Source organism: Niallia sp. Kr1, from assembly GCF_050389805.1.
Taxonomy (GTDB): domain Bacteria; phylum Bacillota; class Bacilli; order Bacillales; family Cytobacillaceae; genus Bacillus_BD.
The window spans coordinates 2,785,956-2,810,071 of record NZ_CP130945.1 but is presented as its reverse complement, the minus strand read 5'-3'; the positions used below and the strand labels follow the sequence as shown (position 1 = coordinate 2,810,071).

Annotated in this window: 20 protein-coding genes and 1 pseudogene; 6 read left to right on the top strand and 15 right to left on the bottom strand. The window is 35.0% G+C overall.

Annotated elements, in window-relative coordinates; all coding sequences use genetic code 11:
- Positions 1-84: 84 nt before the first annotated feature.
- Entirely contained in the window at positions 85-915 is an 831-nt protein-coding gene (locus tag Q5760_RS13550; protein ID WP_428908173.1) for a carbonic anhydrase, read from the top strand.
- 143 nt (positions 916-1,058) lie between these two features.
- Here the strand turns inward: Q5760_RS13550 and Q5760_RS13545 are convergent, their stop codons facing one another.
- The gene (locus Q5760_RS13545; RefSeq protein ID WP_428908172.1) at positions 1,059-2,426 is read right to left on the bottom strand and encodes an MFS transporter; all 1,368 of its coding nucleotides are present in this window, start codon (positions 2,424-2,426) and stop codon (positions 1,059-1,061) included.
- 370 nt (positions 2,427-2,796) lie between these two features.
- On the opposite strand from Q5760_RS13545, the gene Q5760_RS13540 reads away from it, so the two are divergent.
- Entirely contained in the window at positions 2,797-3,639 is an 843-nt protein-coding gene (locus Q5760_RS13540) for an aldo/keto reductase (protein ID WP_428908171.1), read from the top strand.
- Between the two features lie 83 nt (positions 3,640-3,722).
- On the opposite strand, the gene Q5760_RS13535 is transcribed toward Q5760_RS13540, so the two are convergent.
- From Q5760_RS13535 to Q5760_RS13520, 4 genes are all read right to left on the bottom strand, one after another.
- Positions 3,723-4,118, bottom strand: coding sequence for a hypothetical protein (locus tag Q5760_RS13535; RefSeq protein WP_428908170.1), 396 nt, complete (start codon positions 4,116-4,118; stop codon positions 3,723-3,725).
- 7 nt (positions 4,119-4,125) lie between these two features.
- Entirely contained in the window at positions 4,126-4,578 is a 453-nt protein-coding gene (locus Q5760_RS13530) for a hypothetical protein (RefSeq protein WP_428908169.1), read from the bottom strand.
- Positions 4,579-4,733: 155 nt separating this feature from the next.
- Positions 4,734-5,957: an MFS transporter gene (locus Q5760_RS13525; RefSeq protein ID WP_428908168.1), complete on the bottom strand. Its 1,224-nt coding sequence runs from the start codon at positions 5,955-5,957 to the stop codon at positions 4,734-4,736.
- A gap of 15 nt (positions 5,958-5,972) precedes the next feature.
- Positions 5,973-6,383, bottom strand: a complete 411-nt coding sequence (locus Q5760_RS13520) for a MarR family winged helix-turn-helix transcriptional regulator (RefSeq protein WP_428908167.1) — start codon at positions 6,381-6,383, stop codon at positions 5,973-5,975.
- Positions 6,384-6,834: 451 nt separating this feature from the next.
- On the opposite strand from Q5760_RS13520, the gene Q5760_RS13515 reads away from it, so the two are divergent.
- The gene (locus Q5760_RS13515; protein WP_428908166.1) at positions 6,835-7,206 is read left to right on the top strand and encodes a hypothetical protein; all 372 of its coding nucleotides are present in this window, start codon (positions 6,835-6,837) and stop codon (positions 7,204-7,206) included.
- Between the two features lie 40 nt (positions 7,207-7,246).
- On the opposite strand, the gene Q5760_RS13510 is transcribed toward Q5760_RS13515, so the two are convergent.
- From Q5760_RS13510 to Q5760_RS13500, 3 genes are all read right to left on the bottom strand, one after another.
- Positions 7,247-7,447, bottom strand: a complete 201-nt coding sequence (locus Q5760_RS13510) for a hypothetical protein (RefSeq protein ID WP_428908165.1) — start codon at positions 7,445-7,447, stop codon at positions 7,247-7,249.
- A 171-nt stretch (positions 7,448-7,618) separates the two neighbouring features.
- A complete protein-coding gene (locus tag Q5760_RS13505; RefSeq protein ID WP_428908164.1) occupies positions 7,619-9,439 on the bottom strand; it encodes an ABC transporter ATP-binding protein in 1,821 nt (606 codons plus the stop codon).
- Positions 9,432-11,171 carry an ABC transporter ATP-binding protein gene (locus Q5760_RS13500; protein WP_428908163.1) on the bottom strand — a complete coding sequence of 580 codons (1,740 nt, stop codon included), beginning with the start codon at positions 11,169-11,171 and terminating at the stop codon, positions 9,432-9,434. Before Q5760_RS13500 ends, Q5760_RS13505 begins: the two co-directional genes overlap by 8 nt.
- A gap of 503 nt (positions 11,172-11,674) precedes the next feature.
- Between Q5760_RS13500 and Q5760_RS13495 the strand changes: the two genes are divergently transcribed.
- Positions 11,675-12,910 (top strand): NAD(P)-dependent malic enzyme, encoded by a 1,236-nt coding sequence (locus Q5760_RS13495; protein ID WP_428908162.1) that lies wholly within the window; start codon positions 11,675-11,677, stop codon positions 12,908-12,910.
- A 119-nt stretch (positions 12,911-13,029) separates the two neighbouring features.
- Here the strand turns inward: Q5760_RS13495 and Q5760_RS13490 are convergent, their stop codons facing one another.
- Positions 13,030-14,274 carry an aminopeptidase gene (locus Q5760_RS13490; RefSeq protein ID WP_428908161.1) on the bottom strand — a complete coding sequence of 415 codons (1,245 nt, stop codon included), beginning with the start codon at positions 14,272-14,274 and terminating at the stop codon, positions 13,030-13,032.
- A 295-nt stretch (positions 14,275-14,569) separates the two neighbouring features.
- On the opposite strand from Q5760_RS13490, the gene Q5760_RS13485 reads away from it, so the two are divergent.
- Positions 14,570-15,739, top strand: a complete 1,170-nt coding sequence (locus Q5760_RS13485; protein WP_428908160.1) for a sulfite reductase subunit alpha — start codon at positions 14,570-14,572, stop codon at positions 15,737-15,739.
- 372 nt (positions 15,740-16,111) lie between these two features.
- On the opposite strand, the gene Q5760_RS13480 is transcribed toward Q5760_RS13485, so the two are convergent.
- The gene (locus Q5760_RS13480; RefSeq protein ID WP_428908159.1) at positions 16,112-16,537 is read right to left on the bottom strand and encodes a hypothetical protein; all 426 of its coding nucleotides are present in this window, start codon (positions 16,535-16,537) and stop codon (positions 16,112-16,114) included.
- 448 nt (positions 16,538-16,985) lie between these two features.
- On the opposite strand from Q5760_RS13480, the gene cyoE reads away from it, so the two are divergent.
- Positions 16,986-17,918: a heme o synthase gene (gene cyoE / locus Q5760_RS13475; RefSeq protein ID WP_428908158.1), complete on the top strand. Its 933-nt coding sequence runs from the start codon at positions 16,986-16,988 to the stop codon at positions 17,916-17,918.
- Between the two features lie 53 nt (positions 17,919-17,971).
- On the opposite strand, the gene Q5760_RS13470 is transcribed toward cyoE, so the two are convergent.
- The 5 genes and pseudogenes from Q5760_RS13470 to lhgO form a co-directional block, all read right to left on the bottom strand.
- On the bottom strand, positions 17,972-19,090 hold the full coding sequence (locus Q5760_RS13470) for a hypothetical protein (protein ID WP_428908157.1): 1,119 nt from the start codon (positions 19,088-19,090) through the stop codon (positions 17,972-17,974).
- A gap of 371 nt (positions 19,091-19,461) precedes the next feature.
- Positions 19,462-20,822: pseudogene (gene gabT, locus Q5760_RS13465) on the bottom strand (4-aminobutyrate--2-oxoglutarate transaminase).
- Between the two features lie 438 nt (positions 20,823-21,260).
- Positions 21,261-22,208 carry a glutarate dioxygenase GlaH gene (gene glaH / locus Q5760_RS13460; protein ID WP_428908156.1) on the bottom strand — a complete coding sequence of 316 codons (948 nt, stop codon included), beginning with the start codon at positions 22,206-22,208 and terminating at the stop codon, positions 21,261-21,263.
- 318 nt (positions 22,209-22,526) lie between these two features.
- Positions 22,527-22,874 (bottom strand): DUF3870 domain-containing protein, encoded by a 348-nt coding sequence (locus tag Q5760_RS13455; RefSeq protein WP_428908155.1) that lies wholly within the window; start codon positions 22,872-22,874, stop codon positions 22,527-22,529.
- A 24-nt stretch (positions 22,875-22,898) separates the two neighbouring features.
- On the bottom strand, positions 22,899-24,116 hold the full coding sequence (gene lhgO, locus Q5760_RS13450) for an L-2-hydroxyglutarate oxidase (protein ID WP_428908154.1): 1,218 nt from the start codon (positions 24,114-24,116) through the stop codon (positions 22,899-22,901).

The following is a 24,116-nucleotide window of genomic DNA, read 5'->3' as shown; positions in this document are numbered from 1 at the left end:
ATTTCTAAAATCTACCTTCAGAACCATTTTCAAAATAAGAAATACTAAACTTATCGAAAATACTTTTTGAAGGAAGGTAAAGAAATGAAAAAGATTATTTTTATATTTACCATTTTTCTGTATTTAATGTTTTTTACCAATTCTATAGACAGGAAAACCGTTAGCGCAAGTAACTTAACACCAATTAGAATAAATGATCATACGGACGGATCCTACATCTCCTCTATTAATTGGTCATATAAGGGAAAGACTGGGCCCATGTATTGGAGTAAACTAGATTCTACTTACAAAGCTTGTTCTAAAGGAATGAGACAATCCCCTATAAATTTTGACTTATCTAAAGTAAAAAAGGTTAAGGGAAGTTCCTTAAATTTACATATTCACTATCAGCCAACAACTGTGAATGTGACGAATACAGGAAGTACCATACAAGCCGAACCCATAACAGACTATAATCGTTTAGTGTTAAATGGACATGAATATTTCCTGCAACAATTTCATTTTCATACACCTAGTGAGCATACATTGAACGGACAACATCAAGAGTTAGAACTCCATCTCGTTCATCAAGACAAGAGTGGAAAATTGGCGGTAGTTGGAGTCTTCATAAACGAAGGCGCTGCAATAAATACATTAAATTCTATTTGGGGTATATTACCAGAAGAAAAAACAAAAGAAGCGAAGGTCGTTAACCATCCCATACATCTTAATCATTTACTACCAGAGGATCCATCTTTTTTTTATTATGAGGGGTCTTTAACCACCCCACCTTGTACCGAAGGAGTTCAGTGGGTTGTATTTAAGAAGCCAATTGAAATGTCTAAATCACAAATTCAATCATTTCAGGAGATCTTCCCATATAACTCTAGACCCATACAACCGATTAATAATCGGGATATATTTATGAAAAAATGAGTAACTGAACGATATAGCATTTCCTCAGTATCTAGGAGTAGCGATATTTATGCCAGTTAAGACGGATGAAGTAAAAGGTATAACCACCTTACGTGGTTATACCTTTTTTCAAACATATTTAACATATAGGTCGATTCTTCTTTTTATTCTACAGTTGTAGCTACTTCTCGATTTGACTTTACGTTTACAGCTTGGGAAGATGTTACTGCTTGAGCGCTATACTTGTCCCCTATTAAGGATAATGCAATAGCGGCAATGATCCCTGCTAGAGCAAAAACCATGAAGTTCACATAGTTTGGAAGTGCCATCGTTAATAAAAATCCTCCCAAGATCGGTCCAAGCATTCCACCCAATCGACCTACGCCTGATGCCACTCCAATTCCAGTCGATCTCATCTCTGCAGGATAGTATCCTGTTACATAGGCTTGAATTAACACTTGCGAACCTGTAGTAGCAGCACCAGCAACCGCAACTAATAGGAAGATAACGATTTCATTTCCACCAAATCCAAGAAGCGTTAATGCAATGGTTCCGGCAATATAAGTTGGTACCAATACTTTCTTAGAACCATATTTTTCACAGAGATTGCTTAGTAACAAAATGCCGATAACAGCTCCACCTTGAAGGGCAATTAAGAACGTTAAGCTAGAATTTAAACCATATCCAGCTTGAATCATTAGCTTTGGTAACCAAGTATTCAAACCATATACCATTAATAATGCACAGAAGAAAGCAACCCAGAACATCACAGTACTTAAAGCACGATTCTCTTTAAAAAGACCAACGACTGGAGCTTTAGTTTGTGCAACCTTCACTTCCTCAATTTCATCGTTCATGTTAAATGTAAATCCAGGATTTACTTTCGCAAGTGTTTTGAATAATTGTTCTTTCTTACCAGTACGAATTAGATAACTAGTTGATTCTGGCAATTGTTTCATCATAAGTGGCAACGCTAATAATGGAAGTCCAGCTATGATAAAGACAGATGACCAGCCAAATGATTCAATTAATAGAACACCAACCGTTGGTGCAAGAGCTCCCCCAACAGCGAAACTTACTAGCGTAAGAGAAACTAATCGGATTTTCATAGAATTTGGAGCATAGTCCATAACCAATGCTGCAATATTTGGCATGATTCCGCCAAGACCCAATCCAGCAATAAAACGATAAATTGAAAAAACTGTGGCCGATTCTGCAAACCCGCATAATAGAGTAAATAAACTAAATAATAATACATTAATTAAAATAACTTTCTTCCGACCGATTCGGTCTGCTAGAATACCAAAAATAATAGCCCCAAACATCATTCCAAACAATCCGTAGCTTCCCATTGTTCCCGCAACAACTGAATCTAATCCCCATTCTTCCATAATAAGCGGAAGCGCTGTCCCATAAACGGATAAATCATAGCCATCAAATAAAATAATCATGAAACTCCAAATAAATAGAAGCAAATGAAACTTATTAAATTTACTTTCCCCTATTACTTTTGTTGGATTTACCTTTGCCATTTTACATCCCCTTAACTCTTTTTTTATTTTTTATAATATTTTGAATTTTTATACCAAACTTTTAAACCTGTTTCATAAAAACCTCCCCTACTATTATTTTTAAATAGTTGTTAAATTTTTTAGAAAGTTTTAAATATTGATTACTTTTAGTATTATAAGCGATTGAATCCTATATTAACAATACTTTTATCGATTGAAATATTTTTTACAAATAATTTGCTTTTCAAAAAAAAATCTATTATAACTCAAAAGGATAGTTCTTTCATTAAGCAGTATCTCTCGCTTTCTGCATGAATAGTAAAAATCTTAATAAAAGTGAAATTTTTTCTATACTATGCTATTCTGTAGGTAATGAAAGGAGTGGAAAAGCATGATTCGTGAAATACCAGAAATTCATTTGAATGATGGATTAACCTTACCTGTTATTGGTTTAGGTACCTATTTATTAAAGGGAAGTAATGGGGTTCAATCTATACTTGGTGCTCTTAATATGGGATATCGCCTCATTGATTCAGCATATAATTATGAAAATGAAGGAACAGTCGGTGAAGCCATACGAAAGAGTTCCGTACCAAGAGAGCAATTAAGAATTACATCTAAATTACCCGGTCGCTATCAAACCTATGATAAGGCTGTAACGACTATACAAGAATCTTTATATCGCGCTAATCTTGATTATTATGATTTATACTTAATTCACTGGCCACTACCTAGACAAGATACATATATTGAAGCTTGGCAAGCATTGATTGATGCAAAAAAATGGGGATTAGTGAGATCCATTGGAGTGTGTAATTTCCTACCTGAACATATCGAGCGACTTGAAAAAGAAACTGATGTAAAACCGAGTGTGAACCAAATTGAATTGCACCCATTCTTTAATCAAGCACAGCAAAGAAAATGGCATGAACAACATAATATTGTAACAGAGTCCTGGAGTCCCTTGGCTCGGGCAAACCAATTATTGCAGAATGATACCATTAAACAAATTGCTGATCGTCATAATAAAACAATAGCGCAGATCATCTTACGTTGGCATTATCAGCTTGGTGCGATTTCAATACCAAAGTCTGCCTCTTTTGCTAGACAAATAGAAAACATCTCCATCTTCGACTTCTTCCTTGACGAAGCTGAAATGAGTCAAATATCTAGCTTAAGCCGTCCAGATGGTCGCATTAATGACCAAGATCCAGCTATTTATGAAGAATTTTAATAGTAAAAGGGTTTCTCCTAATCAAGAGAAACCCACTTAGTAACGTTGATTCATAATAACCAAACTCTATGAAACCACTTCGTTTAATCATAAGAATCAACCATCATTCTTAAGGCTTTTAGCCTCGCGGTGAATATGAATAAATCATTGTCGTTTTGATCAATATATTCTCCAACCTCTTTAATGGCCTTTCTAATTCTATCAACAAGTATCTTCGTATAATCTTTTTCGTATACAAAACGATTAATTCTCATTAATTCATCACTAAGAATAAGAAGTTTGTATTCTTCCACTAATAACTTTAAACGATATAATTTATCAGGATGTGAAAGGTTTCGATTATTTTCCAAATAACTTTTTTGTACATATTGGACAAATCCTTTAATACTTTGAGCCAATAAATTTGCTTTATCCATTTGGTACACGATGCCCTCACCTCTTTGTCCGTTATAGATATTCTTATCATGAGATAGATGCATACTCTTTTTACTTATTATTTGTAACAAATAAATCCTTCGACACTTCATTAAGTTTATGAATAAAACGGTTGAACCCAAATCCTACAAAAAAGGCTACACTAATCGGAGCATATGGTGTGTTATCATATTCAGTAAATTGGATAGATAAAATTCCACTATCGATAATAGTAACAGCCACAATCGCTGTTCCAGTAGCAAATATCGGATAAAAAATATACATAATCCAAACACGATTATTGTCTAATTCATCTTTTACGTAATGAACACAGAATAAATATAGATGCCTCAATGATCCTCCAATGGCTCCAGCAAAAAAGTAATATAAAAATACTTCAATGTCTGAAATAACTGGAAACGTACGTTCCATTACTCCTGTTGATAATGCACCGATCGCAAAAAAACTACCAAAAAACAAAACGGACAGATACATTAAAATGAACAACTTAACCCAAGTTTTCACTTTATCACTCCCGCCCATAGTGTATTTCATCCTATGAACAAGATTAGAATAATGTTCCTTTTTAAATTGTTACCGTTACTTTGCAATGTTTTCTGTTGAATGTCAAAAAGGGACGAATGGTTGTTTTATAAACAGCATTCGTCCCTTCATTCAACTTATAAATGTTCTGCTTGAAAATTGTTCGCCGCTTCTTGTTCTTTTTTAAAAGCTGCCGCTTTTTTTCCATGGACAAGATAATAAAGCGCTATTCCAGCCAATGCAATGGCTGCCATTCCAATATACATGCCTCTGAACCCACTCATTGGTATAATAAACCCAAGGAAAAATGGTCCTATAGCGATGCCAAAATCATAAAACACAAAATAGGTTGATGTGGCTAATCCCATTCGATGACTTGGAGCTAAATTTACGGCAATTGTTTGGGCACTCGATTGAAATGTGCCAAATCCTACACCGATTAATGCCCCAGCAATCAGTAAAATAATTCCATGATGTGCCTGACTTAAAATCAATAATCCAGTGGCAAAAAGAATAAGGGAAGGATAGATTACCCTATTTTCACCTTTTAGATCAAACATTTTTCCTGTAAAAGGTCTTGATAGTAACAGAAAAGCTGCGTACATCACAAAGAAAAAGCTTGCAGCTTCCACCAGATGAATTTCTTCAGCATAACTGCTTAAAAATGAAAGAATACTTGAATAAACAAAACCAAATACAGCCACAAGGATCGCAATTGGAAGTGTGCTCTTTTCAAAGTAATCACTCCATTGAAACCTTTTCTTTGTAGTTGCTTGATCCTTAATAATCTCTAGTTTTGGTACCGTTAAAAATACTGTAGCAACAATGGCAACTACTGACATCATCGTCGTAACACTAAAAATCATCGTATAATCAAAGTGTTGACTAATCCATAGTCCTAAAAATGGTCCAACTGCCATCGCCAAGTTCATACTAGTTGCAAAGTAACCCATCCCTTCCCCTCTGCGTGATGCGGGAATGGTGTCTACCGCAATCGTTCCAGTTGCTGTAGAGGCAATTCCAAAAGCAAAACCATGAATAAATCGGACTAACAATAATAGTGATAAACTGTTAACTGGGAAGTAAAACAGCATGAAAAGAAAGAATAACCCTAGACCAATCAATAACAATTTCTTTTTACCTATCGTGCTAATCATTTTACCTGCAATAGGTCTTACAAGAACAGCTCCTAAAACAAAAATACTTGAGGCAAGACCTGCTTCACTCTGTGAGGCATGGAATTTCTCAATCGAGTAAGCCGCTAACGTTACCATTAAAAGATAAAAAGAAATAAACAATAAAAAATTAGATAACGAAATCATTAAAAAATCCTTCGTCCAAAGCTTTTGTTTATGTTGCATTTAGATGCTCCTTTTTTACTGAAGTTTTCCCTTTAAAATCATAATTGTTTTCAATGCAATCTCTTTTTCAGAGTCTGGTATCCCCTCAATCAATGACTGTTCAAAGACCTCAATGATTTGGATTGCCTTCTCATAGACTTCATTCCCTTTTTCCGTTAAACGAATAATTCGTTCGCGTTTGTCATTACTAGGAATTCTTTCAACAAGTTGGCTTTTTTCTAAGCGGTCTACTGTCCGTGATATCGTCGGTTTTTCAACATTTAAATAACGACTTATTCCAACAAGTGTTGATGATCCATAATGTTTTAAATAATAAACAATTAGCCATTGTGATTGATATAATCCGATTTCCGATAATTGTTCATTTAACTTTTTTGTAAACGACCGTGAAAATTGTAATTGATGGTGAAAAAAGGATAATTCCAATGATAAACCCCCCAAAAAAACAAAAATAGTTATCTAGATAACTATTAGTGAGAAAAAAATTCGCCCATATGACGAATGAAGTTGACAATTAAAAGTATTTTACAACGTTTGAAGTATGGTTAACTAGATAACTAATTATAATGCAAAATTCCTGATTCGTCTATTTTTTAAGGTGTTAGATTCCTTTGTAAGATATAAATATGATTAATTGTTCATATATTAAATAATTATCCACCATTCCTTGTTCATTTAGCAATGTCATTGAAAGCCTTAACATTCATCATAAAAACGCAAACATTTAACAAAAAGACGTTTAAATCGGTGTTTACCGTATTATAAGTCTGTTTTTCTATCCTTTTCATAAACTTATTCAAAATTATTAAAATTGCAGGAAAAAAGGCGACGATTGTAGAATATTATATTGAAAATAATAAAGAGGTGTTATATATATATGGCGAGTTATTGGACGAAACAAGAGCAATCCTATTTAGTGAAAGCGATTCCACTGTATCGTCAGAAGTTAATGCACTCAAAGTCAATTGAAACGGTAACAAAAGAAGTAGCAGAGTATATCCATCAATCAATCCCTGATCTCAAAAACAAGTCAATTACGTCAATTCAAAAATGTCTTCCTTATCTCGACAATTTATTAGCTGGTGTATTCGAAAAATATGATTATGCAAAAAAAGATCAATATCTTTATTCAAGTTTACCAAGGGATCACGGAGTGAAGAAACCGAACCTCTGCAAAACCCGGCATAAATATAACGGTGCTCTCTACAAGTATCTCAATAAAGATAAAAATTTTAATATAGCCAACTAAAAGAACTAATAAAAAAAGCTCGTATAACGAGCTTTTTTTATTAAGGTCCGTAACAACCTAGTGGTTCTACTCCTGCAGAAATTGCTGTTTCAGTACAAACTTCTTCAGTTGTTGTCAAAGTAGATCGTCCATCATCGAAAGCTAAGAACGTTAAACCTGTAGCAATAATAAGGAATAGAACCGTCTTTATAATGTGATTTCCAGTAATATTAATTTCAAAACCCATGACTTCAAATGTCAATGCTATCCCTCCTGTTTATCAATTGTTTTAGTAATATACTAATTATAGTATAAACGTATTTTCACGTGAAGGAAGCCTTTTCACGCATTTGTTCACAGAATTGAAACAATTATATCGATACCTCAAGCTATTTTTAAAAAAACTTGCTTCTATTAAAAACATTATTATAAACTAAACCATTGATTGAACACCTAAGTTAAACTGACTCTTATGCATATTGTGATAATATCCATTTTTCTTAAGCAGTTCCACGTGTGTACCTTTTTCGATGATTTGTCCATTTTGGATGACGAGAATCTGATCCGCATTTTCAATTGTTTTTAATCGATGAGCAATCACAAAACTGGTTCTACCTTCTATCAATTTATTTAACCCTTTTTGAATTTGGATTTCTGTTCTCGTATCAACACTTGAAGTTGCTTCATCAAGGATTAGAATGTCTGACTGTGCAAGGATTGCTCTTGCAATGGCCAGCAGTTGACGTTGTCCCTGACTTAAATTTCCTCCCCCTGATTGGATCGTTGTATCATAACCATTTGGCAAATGTTTAATGAATTGATGGGCGGATGCTAATTTGGCGGCTTCAATCACTTCCTCATCGGTTGCTTCTAAGCGACCGTAGCGAATGTTCTCCATAATGCTGCCTGAAAATAAAAAGGTGTCTTGAAGAACGATTCCAATTTTTTTTCGTAAATCCCGAATCTTATAATCCTTAAGATTGATGCCATCAATTTTAATTTCTCCATTTGTAACATCGTAAAACCTTGATAATAGATTAATAATTGTGGTTTTACCAGAACCTGTGGGACCAACCAGAGCAATCTTTTCACCAGCTTGAACTTTAAAGTCGATGTTTTTCAGAATCGGTGCCCCCTTTTCATAGCCAAACTGAACATTTGAGAATTCAACCTCCCCTGTAAAAGTATCAACAGAAATTGCCTCTTTTTTATCAACGATTTCGGGCGTTTCGTCCATTACCTCAAATACCCTTTCTGCTCCAGCAATCGCGGATTGAAACATATTTAACAGATTTGAAAGCTGGTTAATCGGTCGAAAAAATTGACGGGAGTAGGTTACAAACGCAGCGATAATACCGATTGTTGTCAGCTCTTGAACCGCCATTACGGCACCAACACCTATTACTAATCCAAGACCTAAGTTATTAATAAAGTTATTCGTTGGACCCACAAAACCAGATACAATGTCAGCGTTCATAGCAGAAGAACGTAATCTTTCGTTTACTTCTGAGAACTTCTGATTATTTTGATCTTCTTTTCCAAAAAGTGTAATTACGTCATTTCCAGTAATGGACTCTTCTACAAATCCGTTGAGTTCCCCTAAATCACGCTGCCGTTTAATAAAATAATGACTACTATATTTAATAATTTTTTTGGTTGTAAACGCCATCAGCGGAACGACTAACAATGTCACAATTGCAAGTACCCAATTAAGGGAAAACATTGCAATAATGACCCCTGCCCCCATTAAGACTGTTGAAAAAATTTGAATCACACTTTGACTCAAGGCATTATTTAAACTGTCGATATCATTTGTCACTCGGCTCATTAAGTCACCATGTGTATGCTTATCAAAAAATCCTAATGACAAAGTTTGAAACTTATCATATAAGTCCTGACGTAAATGCTGAATGGTTCGTAAAGAAACCCTCACCATCATGAAGGATTGTAACCATGTAAATAGAGCAATTAATGTATAAATAATACCTAAGACAATGATTAGCTGTAACGCCCCTGGAACATCCTTTGGAATAATATAGTGATCAATAATCACTCCAATTAAGTAAGGACCTACAAGTCCTAGTAAAGTAGAAAACATCACAAAAACGATGGACGCAATAAGGGCTCCCTTTTGATTTCCCATATATTTCCAGATTCGCAATAAAGTTCCTTTACGATCTTTTGCTTTTTCAACCGGACCACTCATCCTTGGTCCACGAGCCCTACTCATAATATTAGGAGCAGATTTACTCATTGGAAGTCACCTTCCTTCCTGTTTGTGAAGAATAAATATCTTGATACAAGTTGCTGCTTCTCATTAATTCTGAGTGCGTTCCTATATCCTCGATTCTTCCGTCATCCATAACCAAAATTTGATCAGCTTTAATAATCGATGATATTTTTGATGAGATGATAAACACCGTTGTATCGGGATAAGATTGTTTTATTGCTTTTTGGACAGATGCCTCGGATATTGCATCAATAGCAGAAGTCGAATCATCGAGAATCAGAATGCTTGGCTTTCTGATAAACGCACGAGCCATTGATAATCGTTGTTTTTGTCCACCTGATAAATTCGTTGCTCCTTGCAACAGAGTATGTGTGAAACCATTATCAAGTTTATCAATAAATTCTCGTGCTGCGGCAGCTTCTGCAGCTGATTCTAATTCATCTATACTTGCATCATCTTTTCCGTAGCGAAGATTTTCTTCAATACTGCCAGAAAATAAGGTTGCTTTTTGTGGAACAAATCCAATCGAGGAACGCAACTTTTGAAGTTCATAGTCTTTTATATTCTTCCCATCTATGATCAAGTTACCAGAGTCCGGATCGTAAAGACGAGGAATAAGTTTCATTAAAGTAGACTTTCCACTACCTGTTGGACCTATGATCCCAATGGTTTCTCCTGCATTCGCCTTGAACGAAATATTTTTTAATACATGTTCTCCATTTTTACTATAGCTAAAATATACGTTTTTAAATTCAATATTGCCGCAAATATCCTGTTGTATCGGGCGCTCTGGGTCTGAAATATCGATTTGCGTTTCAAGTACATCCACAATACGCTGCGAAGCTGGAAAGGAACGTGCGATTTGCATGAGAACATTACTACTTGATATTAGTCCATTCATCATAATGTGTAGATAATTGATAAAAGCTAAAATGACACCGACTTGCAATGTTCCTTCATTTACTTTAATGACCCCCATCCAAAGCCCGACAACAATTCCGGCATTTACTATGAAAAGCATGATGGGCATCAGGGTGAAAATAACCTGTTCCGCAGACAAATTACGTTTTGTTAATTGTTCATTAATGTTTTTAAATTGATTCTTCTCAAAATCTTGGCGATCAAACGCTTTTATAACGCGAATCCCTGATAAGCTTTCTTGGAGTTTTGTATTCATTCCATCTATCGCCTTTTGGACGAATGAAAATAAAATGCTAGTTTTTTTAGAAAACCAGATGATCAGTAGAATTAAAATAGGGATGGATATTAGTAAAATTGGAAACAACTCTCTTGCTGTAAACCACACAATAATGACAGACCCAATAAATAATAGTGGTCCTCGAACAAAAACACGCAAAGTCATAATTAAGGCTGATTGAATGGTTGTAATATCATTTGTTAGAATCGTAATTAATTTTCCTGTCCCGAAGGAATCCGCATTTTGATTAGAAAACTTTTCGATTTTCTTAAACAAATCACGACGAATATCTGAAGAAAAATGAATCCCAGCTTTTGCAGCATATACAGAACTACCTGCCCCGCCAATTAAACCTAAAAAAGAGCATAAAAGCATAAAAAATCCCAATTTGATCACATAAGAATGATCTCCCTTTGCAATTCCTGCATCGATAATTTTTTGCATAATCGTTGGTTGAATTAAATCCATAGCCACTTCAAGACACATAAGGAGCGGGCCAAGAATGGAAAATAATGTATATGGTTTGATATAGTGCAATATTTTTTTCATGGAATTCATGAAATGCTTCCCCTTTTTTATCTATATTTTCTTCTTTAAACGATCTGTTATGTTTTAATTAAGCCTGTCTTCTATCCGATAAAGTCAGAATATCGCTATATTTTAATCGATACGCAAGGAATTGACAATCTAATTAAACGAAAAAATTTTTAAACGTAATTAGCTTTAAACTCCCTTTTTAAATATACAAATTTAAAACATTGTCTACGAAAAGATTAATGTAAATGTAAAAAATTGTAACATTTTGACTAATTTTGCTGAAACTATTTTCTTTTTCTCAAAAATTTATCATAATACCAATATCAAGTCCTATTTTTAAAGGAGGTTGTTTGTAGGGATTTTTCCGATTATTTCGACTAATGTGTTTTGATTCTATGTAGATCAATGGATAACTGAGAATCTTTGGATTTTTAAATATTCAAATTGTTTTACTTTTTAAAATATTGTTGTAATATAAGTGTATAATACAATTTGAAATGATAAAGAGGAGAGAAATTAATTACATGTCAACATTAAGAGAAGAAGCATTGAAAATGCACAAAGAAAATCGTGGAAAATTAGGAGTTTATTCTAAAGTAACTGTTCAAAACTCACAAGATCTAAGTCTAGCCTATTCACCAGGAGTTGCAGAGCCATGTAAAGATATTTATCAAGAAGAGCAAAAAGTCTATGAGTATACAATGAAGGGTAATCTTGTGGCAGTCGTTTCAAATGGAACAGCTGTACTTGGATTAGGAAATATTGGTCCAAAAGCGGCTATGCCTGTCATGGAAGGTAAAGCATTGTTATTCAAGTCATTTGCCGATGTTGATGCATTCCCAATTTGCTTGGACTCAACAGATCCTGAAAAAATAATCGAAACTGTTCGATTACTAGAGCCAACTTTCGGCGGAATAAACTTAGAAGATATCGCAGCACCACAATGTTTTGAAATTGAAGATCGTTTAAAAGAGATTTGTAACATCCCTGTTTTTCATGATGATCAACATGGAACAGCCATTGTAACAGCTGCAGGACTTCTCAATGCTTTAAAAATTGTTGACAAGAAAATTGAGGATACAACCGTTGTTGCCAATGGCGCAGGTTCAGCTGGTGTAGCAATTACAAAGTTATTGCTACGAATGGGTGTAAAAGATGTAATCTTATGTGATACAAAAGGAATTATTTATGAAGGTCGTCCAGAAGGAATGAATCCATTTAAAGAAGAAATGGCAAAAATAACAAACAAAGCACAAAAACAAGGTTCATTAGCAGATGCCTTAATTGATGCTGATGTGTTTGTAGGTGTATCAGCTGCAGGTGCGGTCACTCAAGAAATGGTACGTTCCATGAATCGGGATGCCATTATCTTTGCAATGGCTAATCCCACTCCAGAAATCATGCCGTTAGAAGCAAAAGAAGCTGGCGCAACGGTTATTGGGACGGGGCGTTCTGATTATCCAAACCAGGTAAATAACGTACTAGCCTTTCCTGGCATTTTCCGTGGTGCGTTAGATGTGCATGCAACAGAAATTAATGAAGAAATGAAGTTAGCTGCCGTTCATGCCATAGCGGGATTAATTTCCGAGGATGAATTAAATCCAGATTATGTTATTCCAAATCCATTTGATCCTCGAGTAGCGGCACAGGTAGCGGCAGCAGTAGCAGAAGCAGCAATGGACACAAATGTTGCGCAGACAGTAATTAATCCAAATGAAATAAAAGAAAGACTGCTATCACTTGCAACTGAAAGAGTATAAATATATGAAAATAAAACCTGAACCCCTAATGGTTCAGGTTTTATTTTATCAAAAATACAATCGCTGTAAAGTAGTTTGTTGTGCTATACGAAACAACTGTTCAAATATAGAAATAAACATTAAATAGCCCAGTCACCATTACGGAAGATTGGAACAATCGTACCATCGGCTTTTATGCCATCAATATTCATTTCACTCGAACCAATCATAAAGTCAACATGCACTGTACCTGTGTTCATACCATGTTGTTGTAATTCTTCCTCACTCATTTCGGTACCACCTTGAATGGTAGTTGGATAGCTAGAGCCAATTGCTAAATGATTTGACGCATTTTCATCAAATAATGTATTAAAGAAAATAATTCCTGATTGGGAGATAGGAGATGGGTCTGGAACCAAAGCAACTTCACCTAAGCCTGTTCCTCCCTCATTATCGAACACCAATTTTTTTATGGCCTCGTCTCCTCTTTCAGCCGAAATATCCGTAATTTTTCCATTTTTAAAATGGACTTCAATTCCTTCGATTAGGGTACCTGCATAGCTTAGTGGCTTCGTACTACGTACCACTCCCTCCATACGACGTGTATCAGGTGCAGTAAATACCTCTTCTGTCGGCATATTGGCCACGAACTCTTCTCCTTTTGGATTATGACTTTGAGCTGCTGCCCAAATATGATTCTTCGTTAATCCCAAAGTTAAATCCGTACCTGCTGCCCTATAATGCAAAGCATCAAATTGGATTTCATTCAATTTCGTTGCTTTTTCCTTCAATGTTTGAATATGTTCATCCCACGCCGCTACTGGATCCTCTTCGTAGACACGGCATGTTTTGAAAATTTGATCCCATAAGGCGTCCACTTGTTCCTCAGATGTTTCTAAATGAGGAAATACCGTTGCAGCCCAATCAGCCCCTGCAGCTGCCGCAACTGTCCATTTAATATCATCATTTTGTGTAGCAACACGCTGGGCTTTGAAGGCCTTGCCTGCAACTTTTTGGTAAGCTGCAACCTTTTGTGGATTCACTTCATTTAATAGACCTGGATCACTAGAAATAATGGAAAGACGACTCACCCGATGATTTAAAACGTGATCTTCTGATTCTTGAATTTCGTATTCAGGGATATTCGTTAGTACCTCTTCTGGCTGATGGAGATAATGTAATTTGGTGATTTCATCATCAGACCACTTCACAATCACCTTTTCTGCTCCTAAATTATAGGCTTCCTTTGTGATTAAACGAGCCAATGGTGCTTGATCGACACTTATGGTCATCTTTACCCAATCACCTTTTTGGACATTAATTCCTTTAGCTGTTAAAAGTTTTGCATATTTATGTAAGTTTTTTTCGAAATTTGGTAAGGTCATTTTCCGCATCCTCCTATTTTTTTATTATAAATATACTATCATAATGGAAACATATGTTAAAATGTATAAGTTCTTTTTTGATTTTTTTGTTCACGTATTTCTAGCTAAATATTAGGATTTAGCGAATACTATCTTAATAAAACAAAACAAAGTCAGATAAGGAATCGCTATGACAATGGCTAAAAACACCATTCAAGCCTATCAAATAATAGTAGGAATTATGTGACAAAAAATGTACACGTTTTCCTTTTCATATGTTATCCTATATTCATATAAATTTTTGAGGTGAATTTTAATGTTAAAAACTACAAACCCAGAAAGAAGCAAAAACACTACTGCTTATTCTAGAACAAATCCATTTCGAGCAACTGTTCTAAAAAATATAAATTTAAACGGAACTGGCTCTAACAAAGAAACTAGACATCTTGAATTATCTCTAAAAGATTCTGGTCTTTCCTATATTCCTGGTGATGCTTTAGGCGTCGTTCCTGAAAATAACCCTGAACTAGTAGAAGCAATTTTAGAAGAGATGAATTGGGATGCCCAAACACCAGTCTCTATTAATAAGCAGGGAGAAACACTGCCACTTAAGGAAGCATTAACAAATCATTTTGAAATTACGCTATTAAATAAAAAAATCGTTAAACAAGCAGCAGAATTAACAGACCATACAGAAATCAAAAAGCTTGTTGCGGATGACAATGCTGAGCAATTAAAGGAATACATATATGGTCGCGACTTACTAGATTTATTACGTGATTTTGGTCCATGGAATGCAGGTGCCGAAGAAATTGTTAGCTTGCTTAGAAAAATGCCTCCACGTTTGTATTCCATTGCTAGCAGTATGGCTGCGCATCCTGATGAAGTCCATCTAACAATTGGTGCGGTTCGTTACCATGCTCATGGACGTGACCGTGATGGAGTAGCATCTGTTCAAGTAGCTGAACGCTTAAAAGTGGGAAATACAATTCCTGTATTTATCCAGCCGAATAAGCATTTCCATTTACCAGAATCTACTGATGCAGATATTATTATGGTAGGTCCCGGAACAGGGATTGCTCCTTTCCGTTCTTTTATCGAAGAACGTGCTGTAAATCAAGGTGCAGGGAGAACATGGTTATTTTTCGGCGATCAACATGCTGCAACTGATTTTCTCTATCAAGATGAGCTTGAAAAATACCAAGAGGATGGAGTATTAACAAAATTAGATACAGCATTCTCTCGTGATACAGATCAAAAAGTGTATGTTCAACATAAAATGGCAGAAAACAGCAAAGAAATATTCGAATGGTTATCAAATGGTGCTTATTTCTACGTTTGTGGGGATAAAGAAAGAATGGCTAAAGATGTTCATAATGCGCTTATCGATTTGATTGAAAAAGAAGGCAAAATGAGTCGTGAAGAAGCAGAAGCACATTTAAATGATTTGAAAAAGCAAGGACGTTATTTACGTGACGTATATTAATAGATGTTCCTTTTTATTCCGATGTTTCGTAAATAATAAGAATTAAATAGATATTCTAATTTTTATATGTTATACTTAACTTACCATTTTTACTGATACCGATTTGTTTCATGTTTATTGCCAGAGCCCTGTTCTAGTTGAATAGGGCTCTTTTTATGGTATTTGCTGCGTTAAACTAGGTTGGTGCTTTCTTTTTGAGGCAGTTTGTTTGACTTACGACCTACGATAGCTTGTCTGACTTGCTTCTCCCAATGGAATCTTCGTACGCTCACTACCATCGAGTAATCCAAATCAACCTTTGACATAGCCCTGTATTTTATTTGACAAACAAAAAGACAAACCCTTAAATCAGGTCTGTCTTTTTTGTTAATGTTAACGTTCAATTTTAATTTCCTTGAAGCCTTCACCAATAATACTGGAGTCTCCCCTTTTTACTGCTGATAATAAGGCATGTTTAGATACATTTTCTTTCTGTTCCACCAACGGTTCTCTGCCTCTATATACATATTTTTTCTTTAAAACCCTTTTTTTCTGATTATAGTACAAGACGAAGCGTTTTAAAGGTAATTCTGGATTTGTATTAAACCATCTTAGTTTAAAGGATGGTACTTCCTCCCATTCTTCTACAGAAAGCATTGTTCCTAAAGTGCGTAGTTGTTTAAAATAAAACTCTGGCGTCAACCGTACTTCTCTTTCAAGCAAAAGTGAAGGGTCCTCAATGGTTGGTTCTTGTTTTAATGTGACTCCTTCCTGTCTTATCGTTTCTTCTAATTGAGAAAAACTGATCGTTGTTAGCAATTTTAAAAAACAACTCCTCACCTTATTTGTTCATGCAATTTGTTTGAGATGCCTTCATTCGCTTATCTCAAATATGAGTTAAACGAATACAACCAGACTGACTTTATGACTGCGTCTATTTTTATAATAATGAAATATAAGCATCTATTCAAGGAAGAATGATTTTTTTGTACGATTTAGGTTTCTAGTGTTACTCTCTTTCCTGTTATTAAAGCCTTTGTTTATTTTTCAAAAAATACTTGTGTTTTTATTATTTTAATAAAGTGAATTTTTTATATATTTTGTACCCTTTTTAAGGTAAAATAATTGATAGGATAAGGTCTTTTACTAAATTTGTTATTGGAAATAAAAGTTTAATACCTTTATAATGTTATTAACGATACAGAACTACAAAACTATTTAAATAGTTGTCTGGCTTACTAGTTTTATCAGCAAAGGAGACTAGATGATGAATAAAAACTCGATTTCGTATAATGAACGGGTAAACGGGAATCTATATGTTGAGAATAAGAGAACTTTAAAAACGATGTTAATTGATTTTATCTACCTTTTAAAAGGTTTTGTTTTAGTAGCTAATGTTTTTCCCGTGCTTGTTGGATTTTGGCTTGCTTTAACATTTACCAATACAAGTTTATTGGATCAAATGTCCTTATTCTTAAATACAATGATTGGCAGTACTCTTGTAATTTCAGGTGCATTAGCTTTAAATAACTGGTATGAAGTCGATCTCGATCGTGCCATGGATCGAACTAAAAAACGTCCAACTGTTACAGGGAGCTTTTCATTAGCATCTGTTCTGATGATGGGGATCCTATTCACAATTTTAGGCTTTGTATTTTTATTTCAGACTACAACAGAGGCTGTAATTTACTCCTTCATTGGATGGTTTACTTACGTTGTTCTTTATACGTTTTGGTCAAAGAGGAAATATACAATAAATACAATCATTGGCGCTATTTCAGGAGCAGTTACACCGTTAATTGGTTGGACAGTATTAGCTCCAGGTAATCATATTGTTCCAATTACTGTTGCTGTGATGATTTTTATTTGGCAAATGCCACACACCTACTCAATAGCCATGAGAAGATTTGAGGATTATAAACGTGCAGGTGTTGCAATGCTTCCTGTTCTTTATGGATTTGACGTAACGAAACGACAAATTCTTGTATATGTTGCTTGTTTACTTCCACTTCCATTTTTCCTTTGGTCATTAGGTCCTGCATTTATAATCATTTCTACCATTTTGAATCTTGGATGGTTGGTTCTCTCTATTTGTGGTCTTTACACAAAAAATGACCTGAAATGGGCCAATATCACATTCATTTATTCTGTAAACTATATGATGCTGATCTTAGCATTAATGATGATTGTAACTTGGTAAAAAATAGGTGACAGGCACCTTCCAGAAACTGGAGGGTGCCTGTCACCTATTGTCTATAATGCCCATTGTTTTAGTCTATTGACACGTTTTATACAATCTATTATTCCTTTATAGCTGATTTGATCGTTGGTAAAAAACGGAGTTGATAATAGGAGGACGTTTCGTCCTTTTGATAGATTGATTTGATGTAGACTATATTTCTCGCCGTTCACTTCCCACCAACTCAATTTTTTGACACTATCTGCAAAAAAATTGAGTAGTTTTTCAGTTAAGTCATCGTCATATGTAATTAATAGCTGAACATTTGGATGGGATATAAGATTTTCTTTGATAAGGGCAAACCGTTTCTCTTCTATTTCCTTTTCATAAAATTCCATTGATTCCCAAATAGATTGATAAGGTTCAATACTCCCTTTTCTTTTCTTTGGTAGCGGTCTAAATACTCCTAGAAAATGATCGGAATCCTTTTCTCCTAATTTTCTTTCCTGAAAAACATAGTCTTCAATATTCTTCGTTGTTACCTCTTCTCCTGAAAGTTCCAATAAAAAAGCAGCTACATACTTTAATCGTGTTGAATCGTTAAATGCTTCTAATGGGATTTTGTATAATTCTTCCCAAACTTGAGAAAAACCCATTTTTAAATTAAAACTGGACCGTACCCTCAGACTTTCTTCCAAAGTTTTCGCTTGGTTTCTCCAAATCTCTGTTCCTTCTTCTTCCATCCCCAAAAACCAAACAGGACCATTTAAATTCCCATATCCGATCCAGTTATAAAGACAAGAACGCACTAGGCTTTCGGAGATTGCTTGAACCTCAATCTTAGTAGGTGAATATCTTTCAGTAATGAGTATTTTTTTTCGAACAGTTGGTTTTGAATGATTCATAGAATTCATCGTTAATTGAATGATTTCATGTAATTCACTTTCGGTAAATTCCTTAATATTAATCCATCCGCGAGAATCTAGCTTGTACGCTTTTTTTTCGAGTGCTTGAGGCTCTAAATATTTACCAATTACATATCCATTTCCATTATCATGTAATTGTGTTGCAAGGATTTTACCTCTTTGTTGACTTTTCGGGTACTCATAATTAATCCTTCCATTACTCGTTGGTTTTTCTATTAAATCCTTATATGAACGAAAAATAGACCTTTTTTCCTCAAAACTTAACATGAACTCACCTCCAATGTTCTGAATCATCTATTAATTCCTATTGTAACATACGAAAGGTGCCAGGCACCATCCATAAACTGGAATAACCTGACACCTTGTGATTATATATTTCTCAAATCAACATTTTCTTCAGATACTTTTGGTAGTGAGTAGTAGGTTTTATTTTGTCTAAAGTTTTGTCTCATTCGATACATGAGGAAGCCACCGATGAGCCACCATCCTGCAAAAATAAATCAATTTATATGACCATATTAGTGCCGCTGACAGCCAGCCATCAGTTGTGCGCAAACTAAAAATATAAATGGATAAAAAAAGATGATTCGTGTGGTCAATCCGTTTCAAATCGTCTTTTTTGAAGAAGGTAAACCATTTTATGCCCTACTTACTTCGTTTGCTAAAACAGCTTTAATCGATTCTTCAATAATCGTTAATCCTTCCTCTAATTGCTCATCGCTTATAACTAATGGCATTAACAGACGAATAACATTGCTGTAGACACCTGCACTGAATAGCAATAACCCTCGACTGTTCGCTTCTTTAATGATTTTATTTGTTAAATCTTTTGATGGTTGATTACTGATCTTGTCAGTAACAATTTCCATTGCACACATTGCTCCAAGCCCTCTGATATCGCTAACACAATCGAACTTTTCATACAATTGTTCAAATTTTCCCATTACCTTTTGCCCGATTTTTTCTGCACGTTGATTTAAGTTTTCCTCTTCGATAATATCTAAAACAGCCAATGCTGCCCCACAACCGAGTGGACTTCCACTGTACGTTCCATCTAGTTCTCCTGGCTCGGCTCCATCCATAATTTCTTTACGACCAATAACTCCACTTAATGGAACTCCTGCTGCCAGTGCTTTAGAAACTGTAATTAAATCAGGAACTATATTAAAATGTTCCATCGCAAAATATTTCCCCGTTCTGGCAAACTCAGTTTGGATTTCATCAGCAATAAAAAGGATGCCATTATCTTTACAGAATTTATATACTCCTTGGACAAAGTGTTTGCTTGGTACAATAAAACCACCTTCGCCCTGTACTGGTTCCATCACAACCGCTGCAATCATTTCAGGTGTAATATCAGTAATAAAGAAATTCTTAAATTCATTTAATATATGTTCATTATATTGATGTTCGGTCATTCCTTCTGGTCTACGATACTGGTATGGATATGGTGCACGATAGACTTCAGGAGCAAATGGTCCAAATTCAAATTTATAAGGTTTTATCTTACTCGTCATCGTCATTGTCATTAGCGTTCTACCATGATATCCCCTTGAAAATGATATAATTCCTTGTCTTTTCGTATATTTACGAGTGATTTTAACCGCATTTTCAACAGCTTCTGCTCCACTATTTTGTAGGAGCACCTTTTTTTCATGATTACCAGGGGAAATCGCTGCCAATTTTTCAGCTAATTCAATATAGGATTCATACATCATCACATTAAAACCAGTATGAATAAATTAATCTACTTGTTCGTGTAAGGCTTGTTTGACTTTAGGGTGATTATGTCTAACATTCATTACCCCTATAGCACCAACAAAATCAATAAATGTATTTCCATCCACATCTGTCACTAACGCCCCCTGTGCTGATTGCGCAAAGGCAGGAACTCCGTTACTTACTCCTTTTGGAACGATATATTACGTCTTTCTACTAAATCTTTAGATTTTTCCCCAGGTAATTAAGCATTGATTTTTGCAAATTTCATTTTATTCATCCTTTCTATGCTTTGGAATTTATACCTATATTAAATGCAATTTTTCATGCCAAATTTAAAAATGTATAAAAAAGGCACCTTTCATTTTGTAAGGCGCCTATATAATATTTATTTTTTGATATTCAAAGGAGGTTCCTCTATATTAGGAATCATATGATCTTGTATACGATTGGTTCCTTGTGCTTTTTTAATCCACTGAATAAGAACTACACCTACTAAAAATCACCCACCGATTACGTCTGTCAACATACCTGGGATAATCATTGTAATCGCTCCGATAAAACATAATGTCGATACATACCACCCCTACATCATATTACAGGGAAAAATGCAAAAAAACTCCACTATTCAGAGAATTATTGAATAGTGGAGTCAATATATGTTATAGGGTTTAGGAAATATGATTAAAGGTTAGTTGGTAAATCGATTTTCAATTTGTTAAACTAAATTGTCATTAAAACGACCACGTTGACGTAATAATTCGCGATTTAAGTTTGGATCTTTTTCAAACGCTGCACGACCGTGAACCCAAAAAATATTATTGATGACAACTAGGTCGCCAACTGGAAGTTCAAGTTCAATTACACTTTCGTCATTTTCCATTGATTGGGACAAGTCCCGAAGATATTTCGCTTGTTCAATGGATTCAGGGTAAACAAATTGATCAATGAAACACAAACCTGGCTTATTGTTGTAATTAAAGAATGTAACGCGCTCGACTTCTTGGTCCACATTTTTGCTTTTAGGTGCCTTATAGGTAAATTTATGACTTGCTAACGGATGTTTTGAAAACTTGTCAAGTTCCTTCCAATCGTCAAGGTGTAATAATCTCGACTCTCCGCCACGAGCATTTTGTTCAACCATTTTCATCATTAATAACCAGTCTGTCGGTTCCTCAACAAACGTTCCATCCGTATGGAAAGTAAATAAACGATATGCCTGGCGCAAATATGAATCACTTTCGTCCGTATCTTTAACGGTGAATCTAGCATAATATTTACCTGACATGGCATCATGATTCGGTATTCCAAGGATATGAGAAATAGCTGTCGAGAAAATAACAAATTCATCTGTATTTTCCGTAACTCCTTCTAATCCAAGGGTAAATCCGCCTGATTCACGATCATGAATAATATTTCGAATTAATACCCCAAACTCTTCTCCCAGTTCATCTAATAAATAGGATGCCACAATATGACGAGCATATGGTGTATATTCTAAGGATTGGACAGTCAATCCATCTTGCTCTACTCGATCTAAAAATTTGATTATAGCGTTTTTAGAAATTAGGATATGGTATAAGCGGATTGTTTGCGGATGAGGCTTTACCTCATAACATTCTGTCTTTCTTTCAAATTTCGTTGTTTTCTTTTCAACAATACTCATTTTTCATTCCTCCTGTTTTTTGTGAAATTGGTGAAAATTCAACAGGAAATATAAAAAGCCAATTGCACAATGATCCTAATGAAAAAGGATCTCTATTGTACAACTGGCTTATATTCACTTCACCGCTCTAATGCATTTAGAGTCACAGCGAATAGACAGTCATTAACCTATTTACTTTCCCGTTGCATCCTGATTTATTCGTATTTACGGTTTTGAAAAGGCAAATTTTCAAAAGGTAAACATCGTTAATAAATTGGTTAAGTTTATTATATGACAATGTTTTAATATTTGTCAATTAATTTTTAATATTAAAAATATTTAATTGGTTTTTAAGTGGTTTACCAATTCGCCTGTTTTTAATTGTTTAAAGTGTTGATCTAAATCTTTAAGAGCCGCAACCAGTGCGTTCGTTGCTTTTCCCCGATAATAGGTTTGTACAGCATGAATGGCTTCGTCAATCCCGTCGATCAAACTCATGCCTTTTAACAGCCTTCCAATAAACTCTCGACCATGTTCAGTGGCCAACGTACAAGATGCTTCAAGGATTACTCCATACTTTACATCTACTTCTGCTGTAATGGTTAATGTTTCAAATACACTTTTTGCTGCCATTCCCTGCGGTAAGCGGGCATGACCTGCTATGAAAATCGTTTTTCCGTTTAACATGTTGATCGACCTCTCCAAAGATTTTTAGATAATTAAAGCTGCTTCCTTTAAGTGTGTTTGTTCAGGAATCCGATTCACGATCTCTTTTCCAATCTCAATGGAAGCAGTTGCTGCTGGGGATGGGGCATTACATACATGAATCGTTCTTTTTCCCATGATGATATGAAAATCGTCCACCATACTTCCATCGTTTCGAATCGCTTGTGCTCGAACTCCTGCTGGAGCAGGGATTAAATCATCCTCCTGAATTTCTGGAATCAATTCCTGCAAGCTTTTCGTAAATTGTTTTTTACTAAAAGAGCGAACGTATTCATCTAATCCTTCTTTTGCAAATTTTCCAGCCATTTTCCAAAGACCGCTAAATGTCAATGATTCTGCCAAATCCTTTGCGTTAAAATCTGTTTTTTTATATCCTTCTCGCTTAAAACTTAACACAGCATTTGGACCAGCATCCACTTCACCACTAATCATTCTTGTAAAATGGACACCTAAGAATGGAAATTTAGGATTTGGTACTGGATAAATTAAGTGTTTAACCAAGTAACGTTTTTCAGGTTTTAACTTATAATATTCTCCTCTAAACGGAAGTATTTTCATATCCGTTTTATATCCAGCTGCTGTCGTCACTCGATCGCTATGAAGTCCTGCACAGTTAATGACCAAACGGACTTTCAACGTTCCACGGTTCGTTTCAATCGTAACTTGATCTTGCTCTTCATTGATTTTTTCTACCTTTGTATTTAAGTGAATTTCACCACCATGTTCTTCTATAATACTAGCAAACTTCTCACTTACTTGGCGATAATTAACAATTCCTGCCTGCGGAACTCGGATTGCCCCTAGTCCCTTTACATGGGGTTCGATTTCCTTCAATTCACCTAATTGAATTTTCTGGATATTTAAACCATTCTCTAATCCCCTTTTATATAGATTCTCGAGTAGAGGGATCTCTTCCTGCTTCGTTGCAACAATTACCTTACCGCAAATATCATGATCAATTCCATGTGTTTGACAAAACTCTTTCATAGACTGACTTCCTTGCCTAGCAAATCGGGCTTTAAAACTACCTGGCTTATAATAAATTCCGGAATGAATGACTCCACTATTATGTCCAGTTTGGTGTTGTGCTACCTCGGCTTCCTTTTCGATAACAACGACTTTTGCATTCGGAAAACGTTTATAAATAGCCATTCCAGTTGATAATCCGACAATTCCCCCACCTACAATTGCAAAATCAAACAC

What these genes read in the sequence shown, in the direction of transcription:
- Q5760_RS13490 (WP_428908161.1), bottom strand. Translation starts at nt 14,274, where the DNA reads ATGACCTTACCAAATTTCGAAAAAAACTTACATAAATATGCAAAACTT.
- Q5760_RS13470 (WP_428908157.1), bottom strand. Translation starts at nt 19,090, where the DNA reads ATGTTAAGTTTTGAGGAAAAAAGGTCTATTTTTCGTTCATATAAGGAT.
- Q5760_RS13485 (WP_428908160.1), top strand. Translation starts at nt 14,570, where the DNA reads ATGTTAAAAACTACAAACCCAGAAAGAAGCAAAAACACTACTGCTTAT.
- Q5760_RS13500 (WP_428908163.1), bottom strand. Translation starts at nt 11,171, where the DNA reads ATGAATTCCATGAAAAAAATATTGCACTATATCAAACCATATACATTA.
- Q5760_RS13505 (WP_428908164.1), bottom strand. Translation starts at nt 9,439, where the DNA reads ATGAGTAAATCTGCTCCTAATATTATGAGTAGGGCTCGTGGACCAAGG.
- Q5760_RS13495 (WP_428908162.1), top strand. Translation starts at nt 11,675, where the DNA reads ATGTCAACATTAAGAGAAGAAGCATTGAAAATGCACAAAGAAAATCGT.
- Q5760_RS13455 (WP_428908155.1), bottom strand. Translation starts at nt 22,874, where the DNA reads ATGTTAAACGGAAAAACGATTTTCATAGCAGGTCATGCCCGCTTACCG.
- glaH (WP_428908156.1), bottom strand. Translation starts at nt 22,208, where the DNA reads ATGAGTATTGTTGAAAAGAAAACAACGAAATTTGAAAGAAAGACAGAA.
- Q5760_RS13525 (WP_428908168.1), bottom strand. Translation starts at nt 5,957, where the DNA reads ATGCAACATAAACAAAAGCTTTGGACGAAGGATTTTTTAATGATTTCG.
- Q5760_RS13545 (WP_428908172.1), bottom strand. Translation starts at nt 2,426, where the DNA reads ATGGCAAAGGTAAATCCAACAAAAGTAATAGGGGAAAGTAAATTTAAT.
- cyoE (WP_428908158.1), top strand. Translation starts at nt 16,986, where the DNA reads ATGAATAAAAACTCGATTTCGTATAATGAACGGGTAAACGGGAATCTA.
- Q5760_RS13550 (WP_428908173.1), top strand. Translation starts at nt 85, where the DNA reads ATGAAAAAGATTATTTTTATATTTACCATTTTTCTGTATTTAATGTTT.
- Q5760_RS13515 (WP_428908166.1), top strand. Translation starts at nt 6,835, where the DNA reads ATGGCGAGTTATTGGACGAAACAAGAGCAATCCTATTTAGTGAAAGCG.
- Q5760_RS13535 (WP_428908170.1), bottom strand. Translation starts at nt 4,118, where the DNA reads ATGCATCTATCTCATGATAAGAATATCTATAACGGACAAAGAGGTGAG.
- Q5760_RS13540 (WP_428908171.1), top strand. Translation starts at nt 2,797, where the DNA reads ATGATTCGTGAAATACCAGAAATTCATTTGAATGATGGATTAACCTTA.